Origin of the sequence: Ruegeria sp. HKCCD7255, assembly GCF_013031565.1 — a bacterium.
Taxonomy (GTDB): Bacteria; Pseudomonadota; Alphaproteobacteria; order Rhodobacterales; family Rhodobacteraceae; genus Ruegeria.
On the sequence record NZ_WQAG01000007.1, the window covers coordinates 162341 to 181933 of the forward strand.

Here is a 19593-nt window from a genome sequence, read left to right on the forward strand (position 1 = left end):
CGCCTGTTAGCCTGGTACGGCTGTTCCGGCTGTGTCGCCGGTGCCATCCTGGCGTGCCTTGGCTGAGGCCAGTGTGTCGCGCAGTTCGGCTTCCATCTTTTTCAGATCCTCTTCGGCGGCTGCGCGTTTAGCCTTGCCTTCATCTGCGATCGCCAGGCTTTCGTTGATTGTTCCGATCAGATCGGCATTGGCCTGTTTGACTGCTTCGATGTCAAACACGCCGCGTTCCATTTCCTCGCGGATCATCTTGTTGGAGTCTCGCAGATTGGCCGCGTTCGAGGTCAGCAGTTCATTGGTCAGATCATTGGCATCGCGGACCGCAGCCGCGGCCTCGGCGCTGCGCTGAATAGTGACGGCCTGCGCCAGTTGCGTTTCCCACAAGGGCACCGTGTTGACGAGCGTCGAGTTGATCTTGGTCACCAGCGACTTGTCGTTTTCCTGCACCAGACGGATTGACGGAAGCGATTGCATCGTCACTTGGCGCGTCAGTTTCAGGTCGTGAACCCGACGTTCCAGATCGTCGCGGGCGGCACGCAGATCGCGCAGTTCTTGCGCTTTCATCACTTGCTGATCTTCAGGCGAAGCCTGCACCTCGGCTTCTTTCTCGGGGATGTCATGGCTGTCCAGCTCGGTCAGCTTTTCCTCACCCGCCGCGATATAGAGCGCCAGTTCGTCATAGAAACCCAGCGTCTTTTCATACAGAAGATCCAAGGACTTGATGTCTTTCAGCAGCGTATGTTCGTGGCCCAGAAGATCGTCCGTGATCCGATCGATCTGGCCTTGTACCTCTTCATACTTTGCGGTGAACTTGGCAAAGGGCGCGGCCTTGCCTAGCAGTTTTTCCCACCAGCTGCGTTCGCGGCGTACATCCAGCTCGCTGACCGAAAAGCCGCGGATCGTGGTTACGATGTTGCGCAGGCTGTCCCCCGCGGGGCCTACATCCTTGTTGCGTACATCTGCCAACATCGCCTGGCTGATTTCCTGCAATTCGGTTTGCGCGCCCGAGCCAAAGGCGATGATCGAATTGGTGTTTTCCATATCAATCTCGGCCATGCGCTTGCGGATCTCGGCGCCGACAGGCTCGTCGGCCTCTTCCAGCGGCACGATGTCCGTCTTCGGTTCAGGCAATGCGACTGCTGTGACTTCCTGCACCAGTGTTTCGGCTTCGACCGCCTTGTTCTTAACTGTATCGGACATGGGGATGATCCTCGCTCAAAAAAATGGCCGGTCAGTCCAACCGGACGCCTTCACGCTGCAGCCTTTCGCGCAGCACATCAATTTCAACTGTCATATCGCTGCGGTCGTCCAGCAGCATCTTACGCGTGCGGGCCGCAAAATTCTGTTCCAGGTCGTCCAACAAAGCAGCGTAATCTGCCAAAGCCTGAGGGTCGCGGGTGCGAGCGTACACGTCTGAAAACTTGATGGTCGCGTCGCGGGCCCCCTGAAGATAAACCGTCAAATACTTCCGCGCCCCAGCCAAATCGCGGGGGTCTTCCTCGACTGTCCGGAACAGATCGCGGGCGGTCTCCTGAAACCGTTCCAGGCGCGACTCGATCTGCCGATCGCCCGCGCGTTTTATGGCATCTGTCATTGCCGTCAAATGCGCTTCGGCATCTTCCACGACGCGAGCCACCCGGTCTTGCTGGAACGTGTCGATCCCCTCCATGCCCTTGTCTTTCATCGGGTCCATCCCGAACGACACGGAATGCAGAACACCAGCGGCAATCCCAAACAGGATCGGAGCTACTAGACCTGCTTGTCCATCAAGGAACTCGGTGCGGTAGGCCGCCAAGGCAATGCCCAGGCCGGTCAAAAGACTGGCGAAAATCTTGCGTGGAAAAGACGGTCGGCGGGCCGTGCGCCGCGCATTATACGCGGCCTCGGCGCGCAGGCCCTCGCGCAACAGAAATGCTGCAGAAGTTAGGACGCCAGCGGCGATCAACCCGATGGTCATGCCAATCGCACCGTCGTTCAGAGACAGAAAAATCAATGGTATTGCAGGCAAAAACAACAGGTTCGCGCGTGCGCCTGCCGGTTCGACGCGGGCGCCCTGGAATTGTCCGCGTTGAGTTTGCGGATCGGATGAGGACGGACCGTCGGGGCTGTATTTGCCGCCAAAGCGCTTGGCCATGGCTCACAACCCTCCCAGAAGGCCGGTGCATACACCGAACATCAGCGCAAGCAGCACCACATAGGTCAGTTTCTGAACTCCGCTTCCGGACATGGCACCCCCCAGCTGTGCGCCTCACAGAAAATTTAGGTGAATCGGAGGCTTGGCGCTAGGGGGAAGGTTCGAAAACTGACCTCAACTGCGAGGTTTCTTGCCGATTTGCGTCCGTTTGCGTTGCGATCGGGCGGGGCGCTTGGGTTTGTTTTGGGGATCGGTATTGCGATCCAGGCCAAGCTGGTCGCGCAAAACCTTGCGCCGGATTTCTTCAACTTCACCAGGTTTCAGGTTGCCCAGCTGGAACGGGCCATAGGACACACGCAGCAGCCTGTTGACCACAAAGCCGATATCTTCAACCGCGCGCCGGATCTCGCGGTTTTTGCCTTCGCGCAGGCCGATGGTCAGCCATGCGTTTGCACCTTGCTGGCGGTCCAGCGTGACGGTCATGGGTTGAAACCGCTCGCCCTCGATCACAAGACCTTTGCGCAGGGGCTCGAAATCTTCATCCTTGGGGCGTCCGTTCACCCGCACCCGGTATTTGCGCAGCCAGCCCGTGGCGGGCAATTCCAGCTTGCGTTTGATGCCGCCATCATTGGTCAGCAGCAACAGGCCTTCCGAGTTCAGGTCCAGCCGCCCAACGCTCATGACACGGGGCATGTCCTCGGGCAGCTTGTCAAAAATCGTCTCGCGCCCTTTTTCATCACGCGCGGTTGTCACAAGACCCGTGGGTTTGTGATAAAGCCACAGCCGCGAGGGTTCAGGCTCGGACACCGGTTTGCCGTCGACGGTGATCTTGTCTTTGGCGGTGACATTCAGTGCGGGGCTGCTGATGGCCTTGCCATTCACCGTCACACGACCAGCTTCGATCATGCGTTCGGCTTCGCGACGCGAGGCGACACCGGCGCGCGCCAGCACTTTGGCGATCCGGTCGCCGGGAGGAGGGGTATTGCTCATCCCGTGGCCATAGCGCATCCGCACGGCTTGCGAAAGACAGGTTTCTGATGCAGTCAAAGGCATGAGTTTCAAATCGCATATGCATGTGGCCCTGGCCGAGGCCCGCGCCGCTGGTGCGCGCGGCGAGGTTCCGGTGGGCGCGGTCATCGTCGCACCGGACGGGCAGGTGGTGGCCGCAGCGGGCAACCGCACGCGCGAGTTGTCGGACCCAACGGCCCATGCCGAGATCTTGGCCTTGCGCGCGGCCTGTGCGGCGGCCGGGTCCGAGCGTTTGGTAGATCACGACCTCTATGTCACGCTTGAACCTTGCGCGATGTGCGCAGCCGCCCTGGCCGCCACACGGATCCGGCGGATTTACTACGGGGCGTCTGATCCGAAATCCGGTGGTGTGGCACATGGCGCGCGGGTGTTTTCTCATCCCCAGGCGCATCATGTCCCGGAAATTTATGACGGGATTGCGGGCGATGAGTCGGCAGAACTGTTGCGCGACTTCTTTGCCGCGCGCAGGCCTGCCGCTGACTGAAAGCTATCGGTCACAGCGTGATTGTCTGCATCACCTCAGGCTCAATGACATCGACCCCCGGCAAGGCATCTGTCAGCTCTTGCGCGGATTGTTCGAGGATCGGGAAGGTTTTGTAGTGACAGGGGATCACCGTTTTGAAGTTGAAATACCGCTTGGCCGCATATGCCGCGCCTTTCATGTCCATAGTAAAGTGACCACCCGCTGACAGGATGCCGATATCGGGTTTGTAATAGTCTCCCATCCAGTCCATATCCGCCATGATGTCAGTGTCGCCCGAAACATAGACTGTGTGCCCCTCGGCGCGGATCATGAAACCTACTTCGGTCCCCCCCGTGCGCAGCCCGTCGGGCGTTGAAAATGTCGAGCTGTGCGAGGCCGGGACCATGCTGACCATCACCCCGTTAAGGTTGACCGTTCCGCCCTTGTTGAAGCCGATGGTCTCGATCCCTTCGGCCTCGGCCCAATAGCCCATCAGATCATATTGCCCGACAACGGGGACCTTCAGATGTTTGGCCAGAGGCAACACATCGACCACATGGTCGAAATGCGTGTGGGTCAGCAGGATATGCGTCGCCCCTTCAACCGCCGTGTCATGGCTGGTTTCCGGTAGAACAGGATTGCCCGTCAGCCATGGATCGATCAGCAGGATTTGCCCTTCTGTTTCAATGCGAAAACTCCCGTGTCCCAGCCAAATGATATTCATAGTTCCACCTCCAACAAATCACTTGGACCCAGCCTAGCATCCGCTATGTAAAAATCTATGGAATGGGCACGACATATCGACGGGTATTGCGAGAGGCTGTCTCCCGATTACTGGTCCGAGCCGGTGAATGCAGTGACAAATGCTGCGTTTCTGGTGGCGGCGCTGATCATGTTTGGCCGTGCGCGCGGCAAGGATGCTCCGCTGGCGATGGGGCTTGTTGCGATATTGGCGGCCATTGGGATCGGCAGCTATCTGTTCCACACCCATGCGCAGGTTTGGGCGGCCATCGCGGATACCACACCAATCCTGATGTTTATTCTGGTCTATATCTACGCCATCAATCGCGACATTTGGGGAATGGGGGTTTGGCCCGCTTTGGGTCTGACGGCACTGTTCATCCCCTATGCTGCAGCCACAGTCCCTTTGTTCCAGTTCATTCCGGGTCTGGGCAGCTCGGCTGGCTATGCGCCGGTGCCGCTGCTGATCTTGATCTATGCCGTCCTTCTGCGCCACCGGACGCCACGCCTGGCGCAAGGATTGACCATCGGCGCCTGTATCCTGATCGCCTCGATCACCTTCCGCGCGCTTGATCTACACGTTTGCAACCAGTTCCCTCTGGGCACGCATTTCATGTGGCACATTCTGAATGCCATCATGCTGGGCTGGATGATCGAAGTGTATTTGCGCGGGCGTTCTGCGCGCGCAGAACCCTAGCTGTCGAACGCAGCGGCCAGCGGTTCTGGCAGCGAGAACTCTTGCAAGACCCGCGCGCGCCCTTCGGCGGACATCTTGCGGGCGGTCTTTTCCACGATGCTTCGAACTTTCTCGTCAGAATGCTTGGCGGCGAAGGGTTCGAAATACCATTTCAGGAAAACGAAACAGATCACATCTTCCAGCGCCTGCACGTCTGCGTTTCGCTTGATGCCCTCTTTCCGCAACATGCTGCCAACGGCTCCAACCTCAGCGCTGTCAAATCCCGCTTGCGACATGAACCCCATGACAACATCGGCGTGATGAACCCCCTGCGCCTTGCGCCAGGCCAGATAACCAGCGCGGCCCTCGGGGTATTCTGAGCGTTTGAGTTTCCAGCGTTCAACATGTTGTCCGCGCGCCGCGATCTGCAAAGCATCAGAAGCTTGCGGAAACAATCGATCCAGTTCTGCGCTCATGCGCTGCCCATATAACAGTTCGACAGGTTGGCCGTCTTCTTGGTTTGGGTCTTGAGAGTTGGCTGCGTCAATGGCGTCAAGAACCGCCTGTTTGGGTGTGCTCATGTTTCGCTCCGTTGCCGCTCCCGCAAACGATACACGGGGGACTTCTCTGTCATGCTAGCGGCAAGTGGCGGCGGGTGCAGCCCCGAAAAACGATTGCCGGGCAGAGGGGGAATGCCCGGCAATCGGACGCGCTCATTTTTTGATCTGCGATTTGTCCTCTGGCTCCGGTTTTGGAGCGGGGTCGGGGAAGGACAGGCTGCGGGTCACGTTCGAGGCGTCAATGTTCTGCGCTACGGCTGGGAAGGAAAAGGCGGCAGTGGACAGGACAAGTGCGATCACAAGCGGTTTCATGTTTGTCTCCATGACTGATAGGGTCTCTGTGAAAATGAAATGAACAGTACAGTTCACTTTTTCAAGAGCAAAAGTGAACTAATCGGTTTATTTTCAAATTCATATTTGGCAGCAAGTTGTGCAAGGCCGAGACCTTGACTAGTGCCTCAAATCAAGTGCGTTGCTCAGCAGTCTTGCGGCTGTTGCGGCAGACGGGTAAACGCCCCCTAACGCTTATGAGGGAAACCGATGTCGATTGACCAAAGTACTGCCGCCAAAGTGGCCAAACTGGCCCGCATCAAGGTTGAAGATGACGCGCTGCCTGCGCTGGCATCAGAATTCAATACGATCCTTGGATTCATCGAGCAACTGAATGAGGTGGATGTCGACGGCGTCGAACCGATGGTTTCGGTGACGCCGATGCGGCTGAAACGTCGTCAGGACGAGGTGACCGACGGCAACCAACAGGACAAGATCCTATCAAATGCGCCAGATGCCCGCGAAGGGTTTTTCGCTGTCCCCAAAGTGGTGGAGTAAGTCATGAGCGAGTTGAACAAACTGGGCCTGGCCGAAGCCCGTGACGCATTGCGCGCCGGTGATGTGACCTCGGTCGAACTGACCGAAGCGTGCCTGAAGGCCATTGATGACGCGGACGCGCTGAATGCGTTTGTCCACAAAACCCCTGAGATTGCGCTGGAGCGCGCCAAGGCGGCAGACGATCGCATCAAGACAGGCGATGCGCCATCCATGTGCGGATTGCCCATCGGCATCAAAGATCTGTTCTGCACCAAAGGCGTGCCTTCGCAGGCGGCGTCAAAAATTCTGGACGGATTCAAGCCTGAATACGAATCCACAGTCTCGCAGCAATTGGCCGATGCCGGTGCCGTAATGCTGGGCAAACTGAACATGGACGAATTCGCAATGGGCTCGTCCAATGAGACCTCTGTTTACGGCAACGCTGTCAGCCCCTGGCGGCGTGGCAATGACGATGCTCAGCTTACACCGGGTGGTTCGTCGGGTGGGTCGGCTTCGGCAGTGGCCGCCGATTTGTGCCTGGCAGCGACGGGTACAGACACCGGGGGCTCGATCCGTCAGCCTGCAGCTTTTGTAGGCATCACGGGTATCAAACCGACCTATGGCCGTTGCTCGCGCTGGGGCATTGTGGCCTTTGCGTCCTCGCTGGATCAGGCCGGTCCGATGACCAAAAACGTCCGCGATGCCGCGATCATGCTGGAAACGATGTGCGGTCACGATCCTAAAGACTCGACAAGTGCCGAACTCGCTGTTCCGGATTTCGAGGCGATGCTGACCGGCGATATCAAAGGCAAAAAGATCGGTATCCCGAAAGAATACCGCATGGACGGTATGCCCGCCGAGATCGAAAAGCTCTGGGCTGATGGCGCCGAGATGCTGAAAGCTGCTGGTGCCGGAATTGTCGATATCTCGCTGCCGCACACTAAATACGCGTTGCCTGCGTACTATGTGATCGCGCCTGCCGAGGCATCTTCGAATCTGGCTCGCTACGACGGCGTCCGCTATGGCCGCCGCGCGCAGTTGGCGCAGGGCGACGGCATCACCGAGATGTACGAGAAGACCCGTGCCGAAGGCTTTGGCCCCGAAGTCCAGCGCCGCGTAATGATCGGCACCTACGTGCTGTCGGCGGGCTTCTACGACGCCTATTACAACCGTGCACGTCGGGTGCGGACGCTGATCAAGAAAGACTTCGAAGATGTCTTCGCCGCCGGCGTCGATGCAATCCTGACCCCCGCCACGCCCTCGGCGTCCTTTGGTCTGGGTGAAATGACCGATGCCGACCCCGTTCAAATGTATTTGAACGACGTCTTCACCGTCACAGTGAACCTGGCCGGTCTGCCCGGCATATCCGTGCCTGCCGGGCTTGACGGACAAGGGCTGCCCCTGGGGCTGCAACTGATCGGCCGCCCGTGGGAAGAGGGCGATCTGCTCAACACCGCTTATGCGCTGGAAGACGCAGCCGGTTTTGTGGCCAAGCCCGGGAAATGGTGGTAAGCCTGTCACACAGGCAAACTATTACAAGTCGGAGCAGCCATATGCGCAGATGGATCTTGATCCCCGCTTTTGGAGCGGTCGCGGCATGTAACACAGTGGCCCCGGTGGCCAGCACCGGATTCAATACCCCAGAGTATCAAGCTCAGCGCGAGGCGCAACTGTCGGGCCAAGGGCTTGCGGGCAACCCGCTGGACCCTCCGGTGCCGGTTTCGCAACAGCCTCTCTCAGCGCAGGGCACCGTCACACCACTGCAGGGTGGCTCAAGTGCTGAAGATATTGCCAACCAGACGGCTTTGGCCCTGGCCAATACCTCGGGGCAACCTGTTCCTGCGGCTCCGGTAAGCAATCCCGGTATTTCGGATGAGCAGGATTTCGAGGCCGTGTCCAACCGCCGCAGCATCGAAACTGACGCCGCCCGTATCGAACAGAACCGCCAAACCTACGAGGTCGTCGCTCCCACGGCGGTGCCAGAGCGCGGATCCGACGGGCAGCCCAATATCGTAAAATACGCGCTCAGCACTTCGAACCCGGTGGGTACACAGCTCTACAGTCGCGCGGGCTTTAACCTGCAGGCCAAGGCCCAACGAAACTGCGCGCGTTTCCCATCCGCCGATCAGGCGCAGATCGAGTTTCTGTCCAGCGGAGGCCCACAGCGAGACCGCAAGGGGCTTGATCCCGATGGTGACGGCTATGCCTGCGGTTGGGACCCGACACCGTTCCGCAGTGCCGTCAACAACTGATCCCCTGACGCCTATCTGGCACCCGTCTCCAAATTTCGGCCCGCGCCGGGATGGGCTGACGCCCACTTTGATTGTTCTGCACTATACCGCGATGGACAGCGCCAATGCCGCGCTGGATCGGCTTTGCGACCCAGAGCACGAAGTCTCGGCGCATTATCTGATCGGAGCAGATGGTGCTTTGTGGCAGATGGTCGAAGAAAAGGACCGCGCCTGGCATGCCGGGGCAGGGGAATGGCAGGGTCAAAGCGACATCAATTCCCGCTCCGTCGGGATCGAGTTGGACAATAGCGGCGCGCAGCCCTTTTCTGAGCCCCAGATGAGTAAGCTAGAAGACCTTCTGCGCCAGATCATGACTCGCTGGTCCATCCCATCCTCAGGCGTCATAGGTCACTCGGACATGGCCCCCGGTCGCAAGACCGACCCGGGCCCAAAATTCGACTGGCTGCGGCTGGAACGCCAACACCTGGCCGAACCGCGCGCGACAAATGCCCCGCTCGAACCCTTTACGCAGGAAGAGTTTCGTCGGTGCGCCAAAGCCGCGGGTTTTTCCGCGCCCACAGACGACCAGACTCTGCTCGACGCCGTGCGCCTGCGATACCGACCCTGGGCCAAGGGCCCGCTCTGCGCCAAAGACTTCTCGGTACTGAGATCTTAAGCCTGATCCCTCTTCTTCTGTTTAGAAATACCTCGGGGTTGAATTGGCCGCAGGCCAAGAAGGGGCTGGCCCCTTCGCACCCCAGCCGCTCTTGACGTCGCTGGGCGTAGCGCATACCCCGCCTCTGCGCGGAGGGCCGGATGGCCGCTGGGGCATCCGCCCGAGAGGAAAGTCCGGACTCCACAAGGCAATGGTGCCGGGTAACGCCCGGGCGGGGAAACCCGACGGAAAGCGCCACAGAAATCAAACCGCCTTTGGCCTTGGCCATGGGTAAGGGTGAAACGGTGGGGTAAGAGCCCACCGCGCCCCTGGCAACAGGGGTGGCACGGCAAGCCCCACCAGGAGCAATGCCGAATAGGGTCCCCGCGCGGGCCGGTCGGCGCCTGCCGATACCGCCGCTAGGCACGCCTTGGCCGAGAGGGACCGGGTTGGCAGCTTGAGCCGCGCAGCGATGTGCGGCCTAGAGGAATGGTCATCAAAGGGGGCAACCCCTGAACAGGATCCGGCTTACAGGCTCTCCGCGCGTCATGTCCCGATGGCTTCCACACAGGCGACGCCCGGTCGCTGATTGATCAGATCTTGAATCTTGCTCTGCCTTCTGTGGACTGTTCGAAAAATGCGGGAAACTGGTATACATCTTGGCACAGACAAGGTGCAGGGCGCTGACACCCGTTTTATTCGCTGCATACTGGGGACGCACGATTGGCGTGACCAAGCGGATGCAGACAAAAGAGGGAGGAACACAATGAGCTTTATGAAAGCACTGGCCTCGGTCGCAGTCGGATTTGCGGCTGCCAAGGGTTTGGAGAAATACAAGCAAATGGGCGGAATGGCCGGTCTGCAGGACATGATGCAGGGCGCCGGTGGTGGTTTCGGCATCGAACAACTCGGTAAGATGGCCGAACAGTTTGGCATGCCCGGCGGGGCCTCGGGCCTGCAGGACATGCTTAGCAACATGGGCATGACCAATGCCGCAGGCGCAGCTGGCTTGGGCGGTCTGATGAACGCGATCCAGGGTGCAGCGCGTACTGGCGGGCAGCATAGCGCCGAGATGATGGACACGGTTATGCGTGGCACCCCTGCTGGCGCCGCGATGGAGGAGCAAGCCAAACTGATGCTCAGGGCGATGATTCAGGCGGCCAAATCAGACGGTGAGCTGGACACGCAGGAAAAGGAAACCATCCTCGGAGAGCTCGGCGATGACATCAGCGCAGAAGAGCGCGCTTTTGTACAAGAGCAATTGAACGGCCCGATTGATGTGATGGGGCTGGCGGCAGATACCGCAGCTCCGATGCGGACCCAGATCTATGCGACTTCGCTGGCAGCGATTCGTCTGGATAACGCACAAGAGGCAGCTTATCTGCGGCAGCTTGCCACCGCGTTGGGATTATCCAAGATCGACCGAGACCAGATTCACACCTATATGGGGGTGCCAAACCTCAAGGATTAGCCTGGCACGCCATTGTACGTCTGACAGGCGCGAATGTCCTTGACATGGCTGGCGCAGGGCGTAAAAGCGCACGCTCATAGGAATTCAACCGAAAGGCCCCTGCCTTTTCGGACGCAGGAGATAATCATGGCGAAGCCGACGACCATCAAGATCCGTCTGAACTCGACCGCGGGCACGGGCCACTTCTACGTGACCAAGAAAAACGCGCGCACCATGACCGAGAAAATGACCATTCGTAAATACGATCCGGTTGTTCGGAAACATGTCGAGTACAAGGAAGGCAAGATCAAGTAATCTGCCTGTCCGCTTGGACGAATGTACAAAGCCCGGCTGAAAAGCCGGGTTTTTTGTTGCATCAGGTCCACCTTTTGACCGGTCCTGCTGAACTGGGGCCGTTGCAGAGGCGCATCAGGGGTGGAATCATTCTTTTGCGCAGTGGCTTGCTTTTTGACGCATCGTGACCTTACGGTCGGCCCAATCGTTCCAAAATGTTGAGCGTCATGAAAAAACTCTTGATCCCCGTACTCGCCGTTGCGACCCTCGCAGCCTGCGAAGACCCCTTTAATCGTGAAGGTGTTGGTTTTACCGGCATTGATGGTGAGCCGCGCACAATCTCGGATGTCGAAGGCGCCGCAGCCTTTGTGCCACCCGCAACCAACGTTCCCGCCGAATTGGCAGAATTGCCGACCGTCGCGGTAAGCTCTGACCAGACCGAAATGGTCAAGGTCGCTGGCGTTGCGATCGACAATGGTGGTCGTACCCCGGGTGATGCGGTCGAGCTGGTTGGCAGCAGCACACCGCTTTTCCTGAGCACGGTAAGTGTGAACGGGACGTTGTTTGGTGTGGTCAGGACCAGCAACAACAGCGTCAAAGTTGACAACACAGTCGGTTCGAACTTTGGCAATTTGACCGAGCAATTCACCGGTTGTCTGCCCGCAGGTGACGTGTTCCGCAAAGGATCATCTTCGCGCAGCTCGGGCTTTGCTGTGCCGCTGAACTGCAGCTGATAAGGCTGCACCCGAGATTTTAATCACAGGCCCGCGCGATATCGCGGGCCTTTGTCATTTCAGGTAGTCGTCTGCGCGCCACTCTGCAAATAACCCAAAGCGTACACATCGGGCATCGACAGCCCAGTTTGCATATGGGCCGCCATCTGCCGATCATCGGGCAGTGTGGCATAGCGCGCAGGCTGATGTGCCAGATGCAGATCATAAACCTGATGCAACAAAGGCAGCAAGCGATGGGCTTGGGCGGGGAGTAACTGTCGGACGGGCATATAGCGACTCGCAAACAAAAAGGGCGGGCCTATTCGGACCCGCCCTTTGTCTTGGAAAGTAAGCCGCGTTATTCGCGGTTGCCGAAGAGCTGCAGCAGGAACATGAACATGTTGATGAAGTCCAGATACAAGCTCAGCGCGCCCATGATGGCGGCTTTGCCCAGCCATTCCTGATCGCCCGAATGGGCCATTTGCAGGTATGTGGTCTTGATGTTCTGGGTGTCATAGGCTGTGAGGCCCGCAAAGATCAGAACACCGATCACCGAGATCGCGAAGGCCAGAGCCGACGACGCCAGGAAGATGTTGACCACCATGGCGACAAGCAGGCCGATCACACCCATGATCAGGAAAGTTCCCATCGCCGACAGGTCTTTCTTGGTCGTGTAGCCGTAAAGCGAAAGGCCGGCAAAAGCGATCGAAGTGATCAGGAAGACCTGAATGATCGACTGACCTGTAAAGACGAGGAAGATCCAGCTGATCGACACACCCATAACGGCAGCGAACACGTAGAACACCAGCTGTGCGGCGGCAGCCGACAGGCGGTTGATGCTGGCGCTAAAGCCAAAGACAAACAGCAGCGGGGCAAACATGATGACCCACTTCAGGGGCGACGCGAACAGGCTGTATCCAAACGATGTAAGATAGGTATTTGCGTTCAACTGAGCAGCCGCCGCCGACGGGTCAGTCGTTGTCGACAATCCGGCAATAGCCCAGGCCGCTGCAAATGTGATCAGCATGCCCACGGACATCGTGCCGTAGACCTTGTTCATATGGGCGCGCAGGCCCTCATCAATCTCGGCAGCGCGCGCGCCGGCCGCCGTCCGGATCGTGTCGAATTGTGCCATAAAAGGGTCTCCCTTCAAATTGTTCCAGCCCCGCCCGCTTGTGCGACCAGGTTTCTCGATAAATATCGGAGAGTCGGATACATGTTTCAAGGGTTTTAGGTTTAATTCTTACTGAAATGGTGGAGAAATCCGGTGGCAGCGTTCCGGCTGCCACAAGACTGTTTCGATACGCTGATTAATACAGCTCTTTGAGCCAGTTATCCGGCACATCCCAGATGGGACGTTTCGCCTCTTTGCAGGCTTCATCGCGCGTCACGCCAATATCTTCAAGCGCGTGTTCATCCAAATGAGCAAGGGCGCGTCGTTGCCGGGCAAGGCTCAGCAGGCTCCAGAGGCTCCGCAACGTCCATACACGGCGCGCGCGAACGGCTTTTGAAAGCGTAAGTTGTGTCATGGTCTGCTTCCTTTCGTCCTTGTGATATTTTCACCGATTTAAATCAAACCTATTGATGTATATGCGGTGATCTGTGATATATTGAAAACGAATGTTTTTGATGTGAACCATAAAGGATTGTGAAATGAGAAATCTGGATATCACCACCTTGCGCTCATTCGTTGCCGTGGCCGATCATGGCGGTGTGACGCGCGCCGCCGGGTTTCTGCACCTCACACAATCGGCAGTTTCGATGCAGTTGAAACGTCTGGAAGAACTGTTGGGGCTTGAGCTTTTGGACCGCAGTGGACGTACAATTGCTCTGACCGCATCAGGCGACCAACTGCTGGCTTATGCGCGCCGTATGGTCGCCTTGAACGATGAGGTCATCTCAAAGCTGACAGACCAGGCCTTTGAAGGTGAGGTGGTGCTGGGGGTGCCGCATGATATTGTTTACCCAGCAATCCCCCGCGTGCTTCAACGTTTCAACGCAGACTTTCCGCGGGTTCGTGTGCAACTGGTCTCGTCTTACTCATTACAACTGAAAGACATGTTCAATCGCGGTGAATGTGATCTGATCCTGACCACCGAACCATCGTCAGCAGATGGTGCGGAAACCGTTGCCGAACTGCCGTTGCGATGGATTGGTGCTCCGGGCGGAACTGCGTGGCGCAAGCGCCCGATCCCGCTGGCTCTGGGGCGCCGCTGTTTGTTCCGGCCACAGGTTATCGCTGCCTTGGATGAGGCAGGCATATCGTGGGAACTGTCAGTCGAAACCGAAAACGACCGCACTATTGAAGCGACCGTTGCAGCCGATCTTGCGGTCCATGCGATGCTTGACGGGACCGAGGCCGCCCATTTGGAGCAGATCGACTCGGGTGGGATCCTGCCCGATCTGCCCGCCCACAAGATCAACCTCTATGGTGGTGGGAACAAGCGTGGCGCGGTTGTCGATGCTTTGGCCGCTCTGGTGCGTCAGAACTTTCGGATGCTGGGAGGGACTCCGTTGCGCGCCGTCGTTGGGTGATGCTGGTCAGGGAGTGATGACAACTTTGCCTGTCGATTTGCGTTCGGCCAGCAATTGCAGGCCCTGCGCTACCTCTGACAGGGGCAGGGCATGGCTGATATGGGGTTTGATCTTCCCCTCGCTATGCCAGCGAAACAGGGTGGCCAGGCTGTCTTGAATGATCTGCGGGCGGAATTTCAGATAGCCGCCAAAATAGACCCCGATGACCGAGAGGTTCTTAACCAGCAAGTGATTGGCCGGAATCTGCGGCACCGCGCCACCGGCAAACCCAATCGGCAAAAGGCGACCTTCTGGGTTGGTCGCCCGAAACGCTGCTTTGAACACATCGCCGCCGATCGCGTCATAGACCACATCTGCGCCCCCCAGCGCCAGGACGCGTTCGCGCAAGTCCTCATCTGCGTCAATCAGGTGATCTGCTCCGGCCTGTTGCGCGATGGCAAGTTTCTCGTCCCCGCGTGCCTGAGCGATCACCGTGGCCCCCATCAGCTTGCCGATCTCGATGGCGGTCAATCCGACACCGCCCGCAGCGCCGGTGACCAACAAGGACTCACCCGGTTGCAATCGCGCACGGTGATGCAAAGCAATGTGACCGGTGCCATAAGCGATCTGGATGGCTGCAGCGTCCTCGAAACTCATCGAATCGGGGATGCGCGTGACCCTGTCGACGTCAAAAACCCCAAACTCGGCAAGCCCGCCCTGACCGGAAAACACAGCGACCCGGTCACCAACGCTGAGATGCACAACCCCAAAGCCAACCTCATCCACCACACCCGAAATCTCCATGCCCAGCGTGAAGGGTGCAGGTGGCGTGTCCTGGTAGGTTCCCTTCTGCATCAGCAAATCTGCGAAATTCAGCCCGCAGGCTTTGATCTCAACCCGCACCTGTCCATGTTTCGGGCTGGGTGTCGCAAGGGTGCTTAGAGTTGGCGTCTCACCCTGCGCGCTGATCCGATATGCCTGCATCGTGCTCCTCCGGTTGCGCGTATAGGCAGATGACCGCGTGCAAATGTCAATTCCTTCAGGTCCTTCCTTGGCGCGCCAGCGGCAATCTGAGGCAGCTTTTGCAAGGTACAACCGCAAACAACTATTCTGTGATTGCGACTCAACCTTCTTGAAAAATATTCAGAATTCGGCAATATTGTGGCGTGGTGCCGAACGGGGGGGTACGTTCCGGGTTAGGACGTTCTTAAGCGGTCGCCTGCATGTTTTGCGGGAGGGGGCTCTGTCGTGTTTGCCGTGCGGTTGTTTGAGTAACAAAGGAGAATACCAATGACCCATCACGTTGATGTCCATGTGGGCAAACGCGTCCGGCATCGCCGCTGGCTGATTGGCATGACCCAACAACAGTTGGCGCAGCAAGTTGGTATTAAGTTTCAGCAGATCCAGAAATATGAAACCGGGGCCAACCGGATAAGCGCATCGCGCCTGTGGGATATTGCCGAAGCTTTGGATGTCCCGGTCAGCTTCTTCTTTGAAGGGCTTGAAGAATCCGCCAAAGATGATTCGCTGAAGAAATCTGTTCCCGCAGATTTGATGGGTGACAAAGAGGCACTTGATCTGGTGAGGTCCTATTATTCGATTCCGGAAAACCAGCGCCGTCGTCTGTTTGAACTTGCGCGGGTGCTGAGCGACGTCGCCTGATCCTTTTGATCTACGCCGTCTGGCGGGGTTGACAACGCAGCGCGGTCACCGCACGGCTTGTGCATGACGATAGCTCATCCAAACGATCTTGAGATCGCCCATAAAATGGCCGACGCAGCCCGCGCGGCCATTCTTCCTTTCTTTCGTCAGCCAGATCTTGCGGCTGACAACAAACTTGAGTCTGGGTTCGATCCCGTCACCGCAGCAGATCGCGAGGCTGAAAAGGTGATGCGCGCGATACTGGCACAGCATCGTCCAGATGACGGCATTCTGGGCGAGGAATTTGGCGCCAGCGAAGGCACGAGTGGGCGGACCTGGGTGCTGGATCCAATCGACGGAACGCGTGGATTTATCAGTGGCACACCCACATGGGGGGTTCTGATCGCCTTGGGGGACGGTTCAGGGCCCAGCTTGGGGGTGATCGACCAACCCTATATTGGTGAGAGATTCGCGGGTTTTGAAGGGCAGGCCGTTTTGGAAGGTCCCGCAGGGCAACGCAAACTTGCCACCCGTCAGACGCGGGATCTGGATCAAGCCATTGTGTTCACAACCTTTCCTGAGGTCGGAACACCCGCAGATCGTGATGGGTTTCGTGCTGTATCGCAGCAGGCCAAACTGACCCGCTATGGCATGGATTGCTATGCCTATGCGCTCTTGGCCGCAGGGCAGGTGGATCTGGTAATCGAGGCGGGACTGAACCCGCATGACATTCAGGCCCCAATCGCGCTGATCGAGGCGGCGGGCGGGGTGGTGACAGATTGGCAGGGTAACCCCGCCCATCTCGGAGGGCGCGCACTGGCCGCGGCGAACCCTCAGATCCATGCCAAAGCATTGGAGATCCTGCGTCAATACTGAAGCCATTGCCGACGAAACCGGCACGCGCTACGCTGGCCTAGGCTGGTTCTTACGCCCGTTTTCCACCAGCCACGCACTCCATCTTATGAGGCGGGCACAGCATGGAGCGCGCGAAATGACCGAAATCCTGATCCGAAACGCTGATGTCATCCTGACAATGAATGACGCGCGGGAAGAACTGACCGGCGCGGATCTGCTTTTGCGCGACGGTAAGATCGCGCAGATCGGCCATGGTTTGACCACCAACGGTGAGATCCATGACGCATCGGGTTGCGTTGTGACCCCGGGTCTCGTGAACACCCATCACCACCTTTATCAAACCTTGACCCGCGCGGTGCCGGGCGGGCAGGATGCGCTGCTCTTTGGGTGGCTCAAGACACTCTATCCGATTTGGGCCAGATTTGGGCCCGACCAGATGTTTACCTCGGCGCAGATTGGGTTGGCAGAACTGGCGCTATCGGGATGCACGCTCAGCTCAGATCACCTCTATCTCTACCCCAACGGCGCGCGGCTGGACGACACGATCGCGGCGGCAGCCGAGCTGGGCCTGCGCTTTCACCCCACACGCGGCGCGATGAGCATTGGGGAAAGCAATGGTGGATTGCCGCCCGACAGCCTGGTGGAAGCCGAGCAGGATATCCTGACCGACATGATCCGCGTGGTCGCTGCGTTTCATGATTCAGCAGAAGGATCGATGTGCCGCGTCGGGCTGGCCCCATGCTCACCATTCTCGGTCAGCCGCGAATTGATGCGCGATACAGCATTACTGGCGCGCGACAAGGGAGTCATGCTGCACACCCATCTGGCCGAAAATGACGAGGATATCGCCTATTCTCAGGCGCAATTCGGCTGCCGACCGGGGCAATATGCCGAAGATCTGGGTTGGACGGGCTCGGACGTCTGGCACGCCCATTGCGTCAAGCTGGACGGGGCCGAGATCGATCTCTTTGCGCGCACCGGTACCGGTGTCGCTCATTGCCCCTGTTCGAACTGCCGCCTGGGCTCGGGCATCGCTCCGGTACGTGCTATGCGTGATCGCGGTGTCAATGTGGGGCTGGGGGCGGATGGTTCGGCCAGCAATGACAATGGCAGCCTCATCACCGAAGCGCGGCAAACGCTGCTGTTGCAACGGGTTGTCAACGGCGCCGATGCCATGTCTGCCCGCGAGGCGCTTGAAATCGCCACACGTGGCGGCGCCGACGTCTTGAACCGCCCCGACTGCGGCCGCCTGATGCCAGGCAAGCGCGCCGATATTGCGATCTGGGATGTCAGCGGTATCTCAAGCGCCGGCAGCTGGGACCCGGCAGCGCTGCTTTTGGCGGGTCCAACACAAGTCAAACACCTGTTTGTTGAAAGTCGACAGATCGTGCGCGACGGGGCCATAGCCACAATTGATCTGCCCCGCGTGGTCGAAACCCAGAACCGCATGGCGCGCGCGCTGGCCAACTAGCGGGATCCCTACTTCATCTGGCCAAGACTACTCCCGCCGCAGGCCCGTTTTCACGCCCCAACGCGCGCACCGCCGATCCAGACGTCAGAAATGGCCCGATCATCCCCCATCATGATGGTTGGAAACACCGCCTCCCAAAACTCGCTGGCATGGGCCTCGCGTTGGGCAATATCCGGCGTAGAGGCCAGATCCAGAACAACGAGATCCGCTTCCATCCCGACAGCGACATTCCCGATACGATCTTCCATACGAAGGCTGCGTGCCGACCCGGCAGTGCCAAGCCACAGCAATTGCGCCGGATGCAGCGGACGCCCCCGCAACTGCCCGATCTCATAGGCCGCTGCCATGGTTCGCAACATGGAAAAACTCGACCCGCCGCCAGTATCGGTGGCAAGCCCGATCCGATGACCATCTGCGATCAACCCGTTCATGTCGAAAAGGCCCGAACCAATAAATGTATTCGATGTCGGACAGTGGATCAGCGCCGCATCAACCTCGCGCAACCGGTCCCTCTCGCGCGGCTCCAGATGGATCACATGACCATAGAGCCCGCCGCGCCCCAGCAGGCCAAATTTCTCATAGGTATCCAGATAATCGCGCGCGTCCGGGAACAGGGACCGGACCCATTCGATCTCATCGGTCTGTTCGCTCAGATGCGTTTGCATCAGACAATGCGGGTACTCGGCCCAAAGTGCCCCCAGCGCTTCCAACTGCTCAGGCGTAGATGTGGGGGAAAAGCGCGGCGTGATGGCATAAGACAGCCGGTCGACCCCATCCCATTTCTCGATCAGGGCTTGAGATGTGTCATAGGCGGTTTTCGGCGTGTCGCGCAGCCCTTCGGGTGCGTTACGATCCATGCAGGTTTTCCCGGCCACCACTCGCTGGCCGCGCGCCTGGGCTGCGGTAAAGAACGCATCCACGCTTTCAGGGTGAATCGTGCAATAGCTGCACATGGTGGTGGTGCCATGCGCAGTGGTCAGGTCCAGATACCGGTTGGCGATCATCGCGGCATAGTCGGGATCGCCGAACTTCATCTCTTCTGGAAAGGTATAGCTGTTCAGCCAGTCGATCAGGCGCTTGCCCCAGCTGGCGATGATTGCGGTCTGCGGGTAGTGCACATGCGGGTCAATAAAGCCGGCCATGATCAGATGGTTCCCATAGTCACGGACATCTGCCGTTGGGTGCGCGGCTGACAATGCGTCAAATGTGCCGAGCGCGGCGATACGTCCGTTTTCGATCAGAACTGCCTCGTGAACCCGCGCTGCTGCATCCGGGTCTTCCTCAAAAGGCGACGCCTCGAAACTCAGGATTCGCCCCTTCAGCAGCGTCGATTGCGCCATGGACCGTGCTCTCCGAACAAAA

24 protein-coding genes and 1 other RNA gene are annotated in these 19593 nt (G+C 58.6%); 14 read left to right on the top strand and 11 right to left on the bottom strand.

Annotated features, from left to right (window positions below; genetic code table 11):
* Positions 1–6 precede the first annotated feature (6 nt).
* The 3 genes from GOX45_RS14385 to GOX45_RS14395 all read right to left on the bottom strand — a co-directional run bounded on the left by GOX45_RS14385 (position 7) and on the right by GOX45_RS14395 (position 3184).
* On the bottom strand, positions 7–1197 hold the full coding sequence (locus GOX45_RS14385; RefSeq protein ID WP_171101843.1) for a toxic anion resistance protein: 1191 nt from the start codon (positions 1195–1197) through the stop codon (positions 7–9).
* Between the two features lie 31 nt (positions 1198–1228).
* On the bottom strand, positions 1229–2131 hold the full coding sequence (locus GOX45_RS14390; protein WP_171101844.1) for a 5-bromo-4-chloroindolyl phosphate hydrolysis family protein: 903 nt from the start codon (positions 2129–2131) through the stop codon (positions 1229–1231).
* A 174-nt stretch (positions 2132–2305) separates the two neighbouring features.
* Positions 2306–3184, bottom strand: coding sequence for a pseudouridine synthase (locus GOX45_RS14395; protein WP_171101845.1), 879 nt, complete (start codon positions 3182–3184; stop codon positions 2306–2308).
* Here GOX45_RS14395 and GOX45_RS14400 point away from each other — a divergent pair.
* A complete protein-coding gene (locus GOX45_RS14400) occupies positions 3183–3644 on the top strand; it encodes a nucleoside deaminase (RefSeq protein ID WP_171101846.1) in 462 nt (153 codons plus the stop codon). The two genes, GOX45_RS14395 and GOX45_RS14400, sit on opposite strands and share 2 nt — an antisense overlap.
* 10 nt (positions 3645–3654) lie before the next feature.
* On the opposite strand, the gene GOX45_RS14405 is transcribed toward GOX45_RS14400, so the two are convergent.
* Entirely contained in the window at positions 3655–4347 is a 693-nt protein-coding gene (locus GOX45_RS14405) for a metal-dependent hydrolase (RefSeq protein WP_171101847.1), read from the bottom strand.
* A 57-nt stretch (positions 4348–4404) separates the two neighbouring features.
* On the opposite strand from GOX45_RS14405, the gene GOX45_RS14410 reads away from it, so the two are divergent.
* Entirely contained in the window at positions 4405–5061 is a 657-nt protein-coding gene (locus GOX45_RS14410) for a ceramidase domain-containing protein (protein WP_171101848.1), read from the top strand.
* Here the strand turns inward: GOX45_RS14410 and GOX45_RS14415 are convergent.
* Both GOX45_RS14415 and GOX45_RS14420 read right to left on the bottom strand, forming a co-directional pair.
* The gene (locus GOX45_RS14415) at positions 5058–5621 is read right to left on the bottom strand and encodes a DUF4202 domain-containing protein (protein WP_171101849.1); all 564 of its coding nucleotides are present in this window, start codon (positions 5619–5621) and stop codon (positions 5058–5060) included. The genes GOX45_RS14410 and GOX45_RS14415 overlap by 4 nt on opposite strands.
* A 132-nt stretch (positions 5622–5753) precedes the next feature.
* On the bottom strand, positions 5754–5912 hold the full coding sequence (locus GOX45_RS14420) for a hypothetical protein (RefSeq protein ID WP_171101850.1): 159 nt from the start codon (positions 5910–5912) through the stop codon (positions 5754–5756).
* A gap of 228 nt (positions 5913–6140) precedes the next feature.
* Between GOX45_RS14420 and gatC the strand changes: the two genes are divergently transcribed.
* The 8 genes from gatC (at position 6141) to GOX45_RS14460 (ending at position 11771) form a co-directional block, all read left to right on the top strand.
* Positions 6141–6428 carry an Asp-tRNA(Asn)/Glu-tRNA(Gln) amidotransferase subunit GatC gene (gatC, locus tag GOX45_RS14425; protein WP_171101851.1) on the top strand — a complete coding sequence of 96 codons (288 nt, stop codon included), beginning with the start codon at positions 6141–6143 and terminating at the stop codon, positions 6426–6428.
* A 3-nt stretch (positions 6429–6431) separates the two neighbouring features.
* A complete protein-coding gene (gene gatA / locus GOX45_RS14430; protein WP_171101852.1) occupies positions 6432–7919 on the top strand; it encodes an Asp-tRNA(Asn)/Glu-tRNA(Gln) amidotransferase subunit GatA in 1488 nt (495 codons plus the stop codon).
* Between the two features lie 41 nt (positions 7920–7960).
* A complete protein-coding gene (locus tag GOX45_RS14435) occupies positions 7961–8659 on the top strand; it encodes a hypothetical protein (protein ID WP_171101853.1) in 699 nt (232 codons plus the stop codon).
* Positions 8610–9314, top strand: a complete 705-nt coding sequence (locus GOX45_RS14440; RefSeq protein ID WP_254446028.1) for an N-acetylmuramoyl-L-alanine amidase — start codon at positions 8610–8612, stop codon at positions 9312–9314. The genes GOX45_RS14435 and GOX45_RS14440 overlap by 50 nt, the downstream gene beginning before the upstream one ends.
* A gap of 128 nt (positions 9315–9442) precedes the next feature.
* An RNA gene (rnpB, locus tag GOX45_RS14445) (RNase P RNA component class A) lies at positions 9443–9840 on the top strand.
* Positions 9841–10059: 219 nt separating this feature from the next.
* Positions 10060–10764 carry a DUF533 domain-containing protein gene (locus tag GOX45_RS14450; protein WP_171101855.1) on the top strand — a complete coding sequence of 235 codons (705 nt, stop codon included), beginning with the start codon at positions 10060–10062 and terminating at the stop codon, positions 10762–10764.
* Positions 10765–10890: 126 nt separating this feature from the next.
* Positions 10891–11058: a 50S ribosomal protein L33 gene (gene rpmG / locus GOX45_RS14455; RefSeq protein ID WP_037309480.1), complete on the top strand. Its 168-nt coding sequence runs from the start codon at positions 10891–10893 to the stop codon at positions 11056–11058.
* A gap of 206 nt (positions 11059–11264) precedes the next feature.
* On the top strand, positions 11265–11771 hold the full coding sequence (locus GOX45_RS14460; RefSeq protein WP_171101856.1) for a hypothetical protein: 507 nt from the start codon (positions 11265–11267) through the stop codon (positions 11769–11771).
* A gap of 59 nt (positions 11772–11830) precedes the next feature.
* On the opposite strand, the gene GOX45_RS14465 is transcribed toward GOX45_RS14460, so the two are convergent.
* The 3 genes from GOX45_RS14465 to GOX45_RS14475 all read right to left on the bottom strand — a co-directional run bounded on the left by GOX45_RS14465 (position 11831) and on the right by GOX45_RS14475 (position 13279).
* Positions 11831–12040 (bottom strand): hypothetical protein, encoded by a 210-nt coding sequence (locus GOX45_RS14465; protein WP_171101857.1) that lies wholly within the window; start codon positions 12038–12040, stop codon positions 11831–11833.
* 68 nt (positions 12041–12108) lie between these two features.
* Complete coding sequence (locus tag GOX45_RS14470; protein WP_171101858.1) at positions 12109–12885, bottom strand: Bax inhibitor-1/YccA family protein; 777 nt, start codon at positions 12883–12885, stop codon at positions 12109–12111.
* A gap of 175 nt (positions 12886–13060) precedes the next feature.
* Positions 13061–13279, bottom strand: coding sequence for a DUF1127 domain-containing protein (locus GOX45_RS14475; protein ID WP_171101859.1), 219 nt, complete (start codon positions 13277–13279; stop codon positions 13061–13063).
* A 124-nt stretch (positions 13280–13403) separates the two neighbouring features.
* Here GOX45_RS14475 and GOX45_RS14480 point away from each other — a divergent pair, with 124 nt between their 5' ends.
* The gene (locus GOX45_RS14480; RefSeq protein WP_171101860.1) at positions 13404–14285 is read left to right on the top strand and encodes a LysR family transcriptional regulator; all 882 of its coding nucleotides are present in this window, start codon (positions 13404–13406) and stop codon (positions 14283–14285) included.
* 6 nt (positions 14286–14291) lie between these two features.
* Here GOX45_RS14480 and GOX45_RS14485 read toward each other — a convergent pair whose 3' ends face one another.
* Positions 14292–15248 carry an NADPH:quinone oxidoreductase family protein gene (locus GOX45_RS14485; RefSeq protein WP_171101861.1) on the bottom strand — a complete coding sequence of 319 codons (957 nt, stop codon included), beginning with the start codon at positions 15246–15248 and terminating at the stop codon, positions 14292–14294.
* A 306-nt stretch (positions 15249–15554) separates the two neighbouring features.
* On the opposite strand from GOX45_RS14485, the gene GOX45_RS14490 reads away from it, so the two are divergent.
* From GOX45_RS14490 to GOX45_RS14500, 3 genes are all read left to right on the top strand, one after another.
* On the top strand, positions 15555–15926 hold the full coding sequence (locus GOX45_RS14490) for a helix-turn-helix domain-containing protein (protein WP_171101862.1): 372 nt from the start codon (positions 15555–15557) through the stop codon (positions 15924–15926).
* Between the two features lie 63 nt (positions 15927–15989).
* On the top strand, positions 15990–16781 hold the full coding sequence (gene hisN / locus GOX45_RS14495) for a histidinol-phosphatase (RefSeq protein WP_171101863.1): 792 nt from the start codon (positions 15990–15992) through the stop codon (positions 16779–16781).
* 115 nt (positions 16782–16896) lie between these two features.
* On the top strand, positions 16897–18231 hold the full coding sequence (locus GOX45_RS14500; protein WP_171101864.1) for an 8-oxoguanine deaminase: 1335 nt from the start codon (positions 16897–16899) through the stop codon (positions 18229–18231).
* A gap of 50 nt (positions 18232–18281) precedes the next feature.
* Here the strand turns inward: GOX45_RS14500 and guaD are convergent, their stop codons facing one another.
* Complete coding sequence (guaD, locus tag GOX45_RS14505; RefSeq protein WP_171101865.1) at positions 18282–19571, bottom strand: guanine deaminase; 1290 nt, start codon at positions 19569–19571, stop codon at positions 18282–18284.
* Positions 19572–19593: the final 22 nt, after the last annotated feature.

Excerpts from the sequence above, each read along its gene's own strand:
- GOX45_RS14385 (WP_171101843.1), bottom strand. The coding sequence starts at position 1,197 with ATGTCCGATACAGTTAAGAACAAGGCGGTCGAAGCCGAAACACTGGTG.
- GOX45_RS14390 (WP_171101844.1), bottom strand. The coding sequence starts at position 2,131 with ATGGCCAAGCGCTTTGGCGGCAAATACAGCCCCGACGGTCCGTCCTCA.
- GOX45_RS14400 (WP_171101846.1), top strand. The coding sequence starts at position 3,183 with ATGAGTTTCAAATCGCATATGCATGTGGCCCTGGCCGAGGCCCGCGCC.
- GOX45_RS14395 (WP_171101845.1), bottom strand. The coding sequence starts at position 3,184 with ATGCCTTTGACTGCATCAGAAACCTGTCTTTCGCAAGCCGTGCGGATG.
- GOX45_RS14405 (WP_171101847.1), bottom strand. The coding sequence starts at position 4,347 with ATGAATATCATTTGGCTGGGACACGGGAGTTTTCGCATTGAAACAGAA.
- GOX45_RS14410 (WP_171101848.1), top strand. The coding sequence starts at position 4,405 with ATGGAATGGGCACGACATATCGACGGGTATTGCGAGAGGCTGTCTCCC.
- GOX45_RS14415 (WP_171101849.1), bottom strand. The coding sequence starts at position 5,621 with ATGAGCACACCCAAACAGGCGGTTCTTGACGCCATTGACGCAGCCAAC.
- GOX45_RS14420 (WP_171101850.1), bottom strand. The coding sequence starts at position 5,912 with ATGAAACCGCTTGTGATCGCACTTGTCCTGTCCACTGCCGCCTTTTCC.
- gatC (WP_171101851.1), top strand. The coding sequence starts at position 6,141 with ATGTCGATTGACCAAAGTACTGCCGCCAAAGTGGCCAAACTGGCCCGC.
- gatA (WP_171101852.1), top strand. The coding sequence starts at position 6,432 with ATGAGCGAGTTGAACAAACTGGGCCTGGCCGAAGCCCGTGACGCATTG.
- GOX45_RS14435 (WP_171101853.1), top strand. The coding sequence starts at position 7,961 with ATGCGCAGATGGATCTTGATCCCCGCTTTTGGAGCGGTCGCGGCATGT.
- GOX45_RS14440 (WP_254446028.1), top strand. The coding sequence starts at position 8,610 with ATGCCTGCGGTTGGGACCCGACACCGTTCCGCAGTGCCGTCAACAACT.
- GOX45_RS14450 (WP_171101855.1), top strand. The coding sequence starts at position 10,060 with ATGAGCTTTATGAAAGCACTGGCCTCGGTCGCAGTCGGATTTGCGGCT.
- rpmG (WP_037309480.1), top strand. The coding sequence starts at position 10,891 with ATGGCGAAGCCGACGACCATCAAGATCCGTCTGAACTCGACCGCGGGC.
- GOX45_RS14460 (WP_171101856.1), top strand. The coding sequence starts at position 11,265 with ATGAAAAAACTCTTGATCCCCGTACTCGCCGTTGCGACCCTCGCAGCC.
- GOX45_RS14465 (WP_171101857.1), bottom strand. The coding sequence starts at position 12,040 with ATGCCCGTCCGACAGTTACTCCCCGCCCAAGCCCATCGCTTGCTGCCT.
- GOX45_RS14470 (WP_171101858.1), bottom strand. The coding sequence starts at position 12,885 with ATGGCACAATTCGACACGATCCGGACGGCGGCCGGCGCGCGCGCTGCC.
- GOX45_RS14475 (WP_171101859.1), bottom strand. The coding sequence starts at position 13,279 with ATGACACAACTTACGCTTTCAAAAGCCGTTCGCGCGCGCCGTGTATGG.
- GOX45_RS14480 (WP_171101860.1), top strand. The coding sequence starts at position 13,404 with ATGAGAAATCTGGATATCACCACCTTGCGCTCATTCGTTGCCGTGGCC.
- GOX45_RS14485 (WP_171101861.1), bottom strand. The coding sequence starts at position 15,248 with ATGCAGGCATATCGGATCAGCGCGCAGGGTGAGACGCCAACTCTAAGC.
- GOX45_RS14490 (WP_171101862.1), top strand. The coding sequence starts at position 15,555 with ATGACCCATCACGTTGATGTCCATGTGGGCAAACGCGTCCGGCATCGC.
- hisN (WP_171101863.1), top strand. The coding sequence starts at position 15,990 with ATGACGATAGCTCATCCAAACGATCTTGAGATCGCCCATAAAATGGCC.
- GOX45_RS14500 (WP_171101864.1), top strand. The coding sequence starts at position 16,897 with ATGACCGAAATCCTGATCCGAAACGCTGATGTCATCCTGACAATGAAT.
- guaD (WP_171101865.1), bottom strand. The coding sequence starts at position 19,571 with ATGGCGCAATCGACGCTGCTGAAGGGGCGAATCCTGAGTTTCGAGGCG.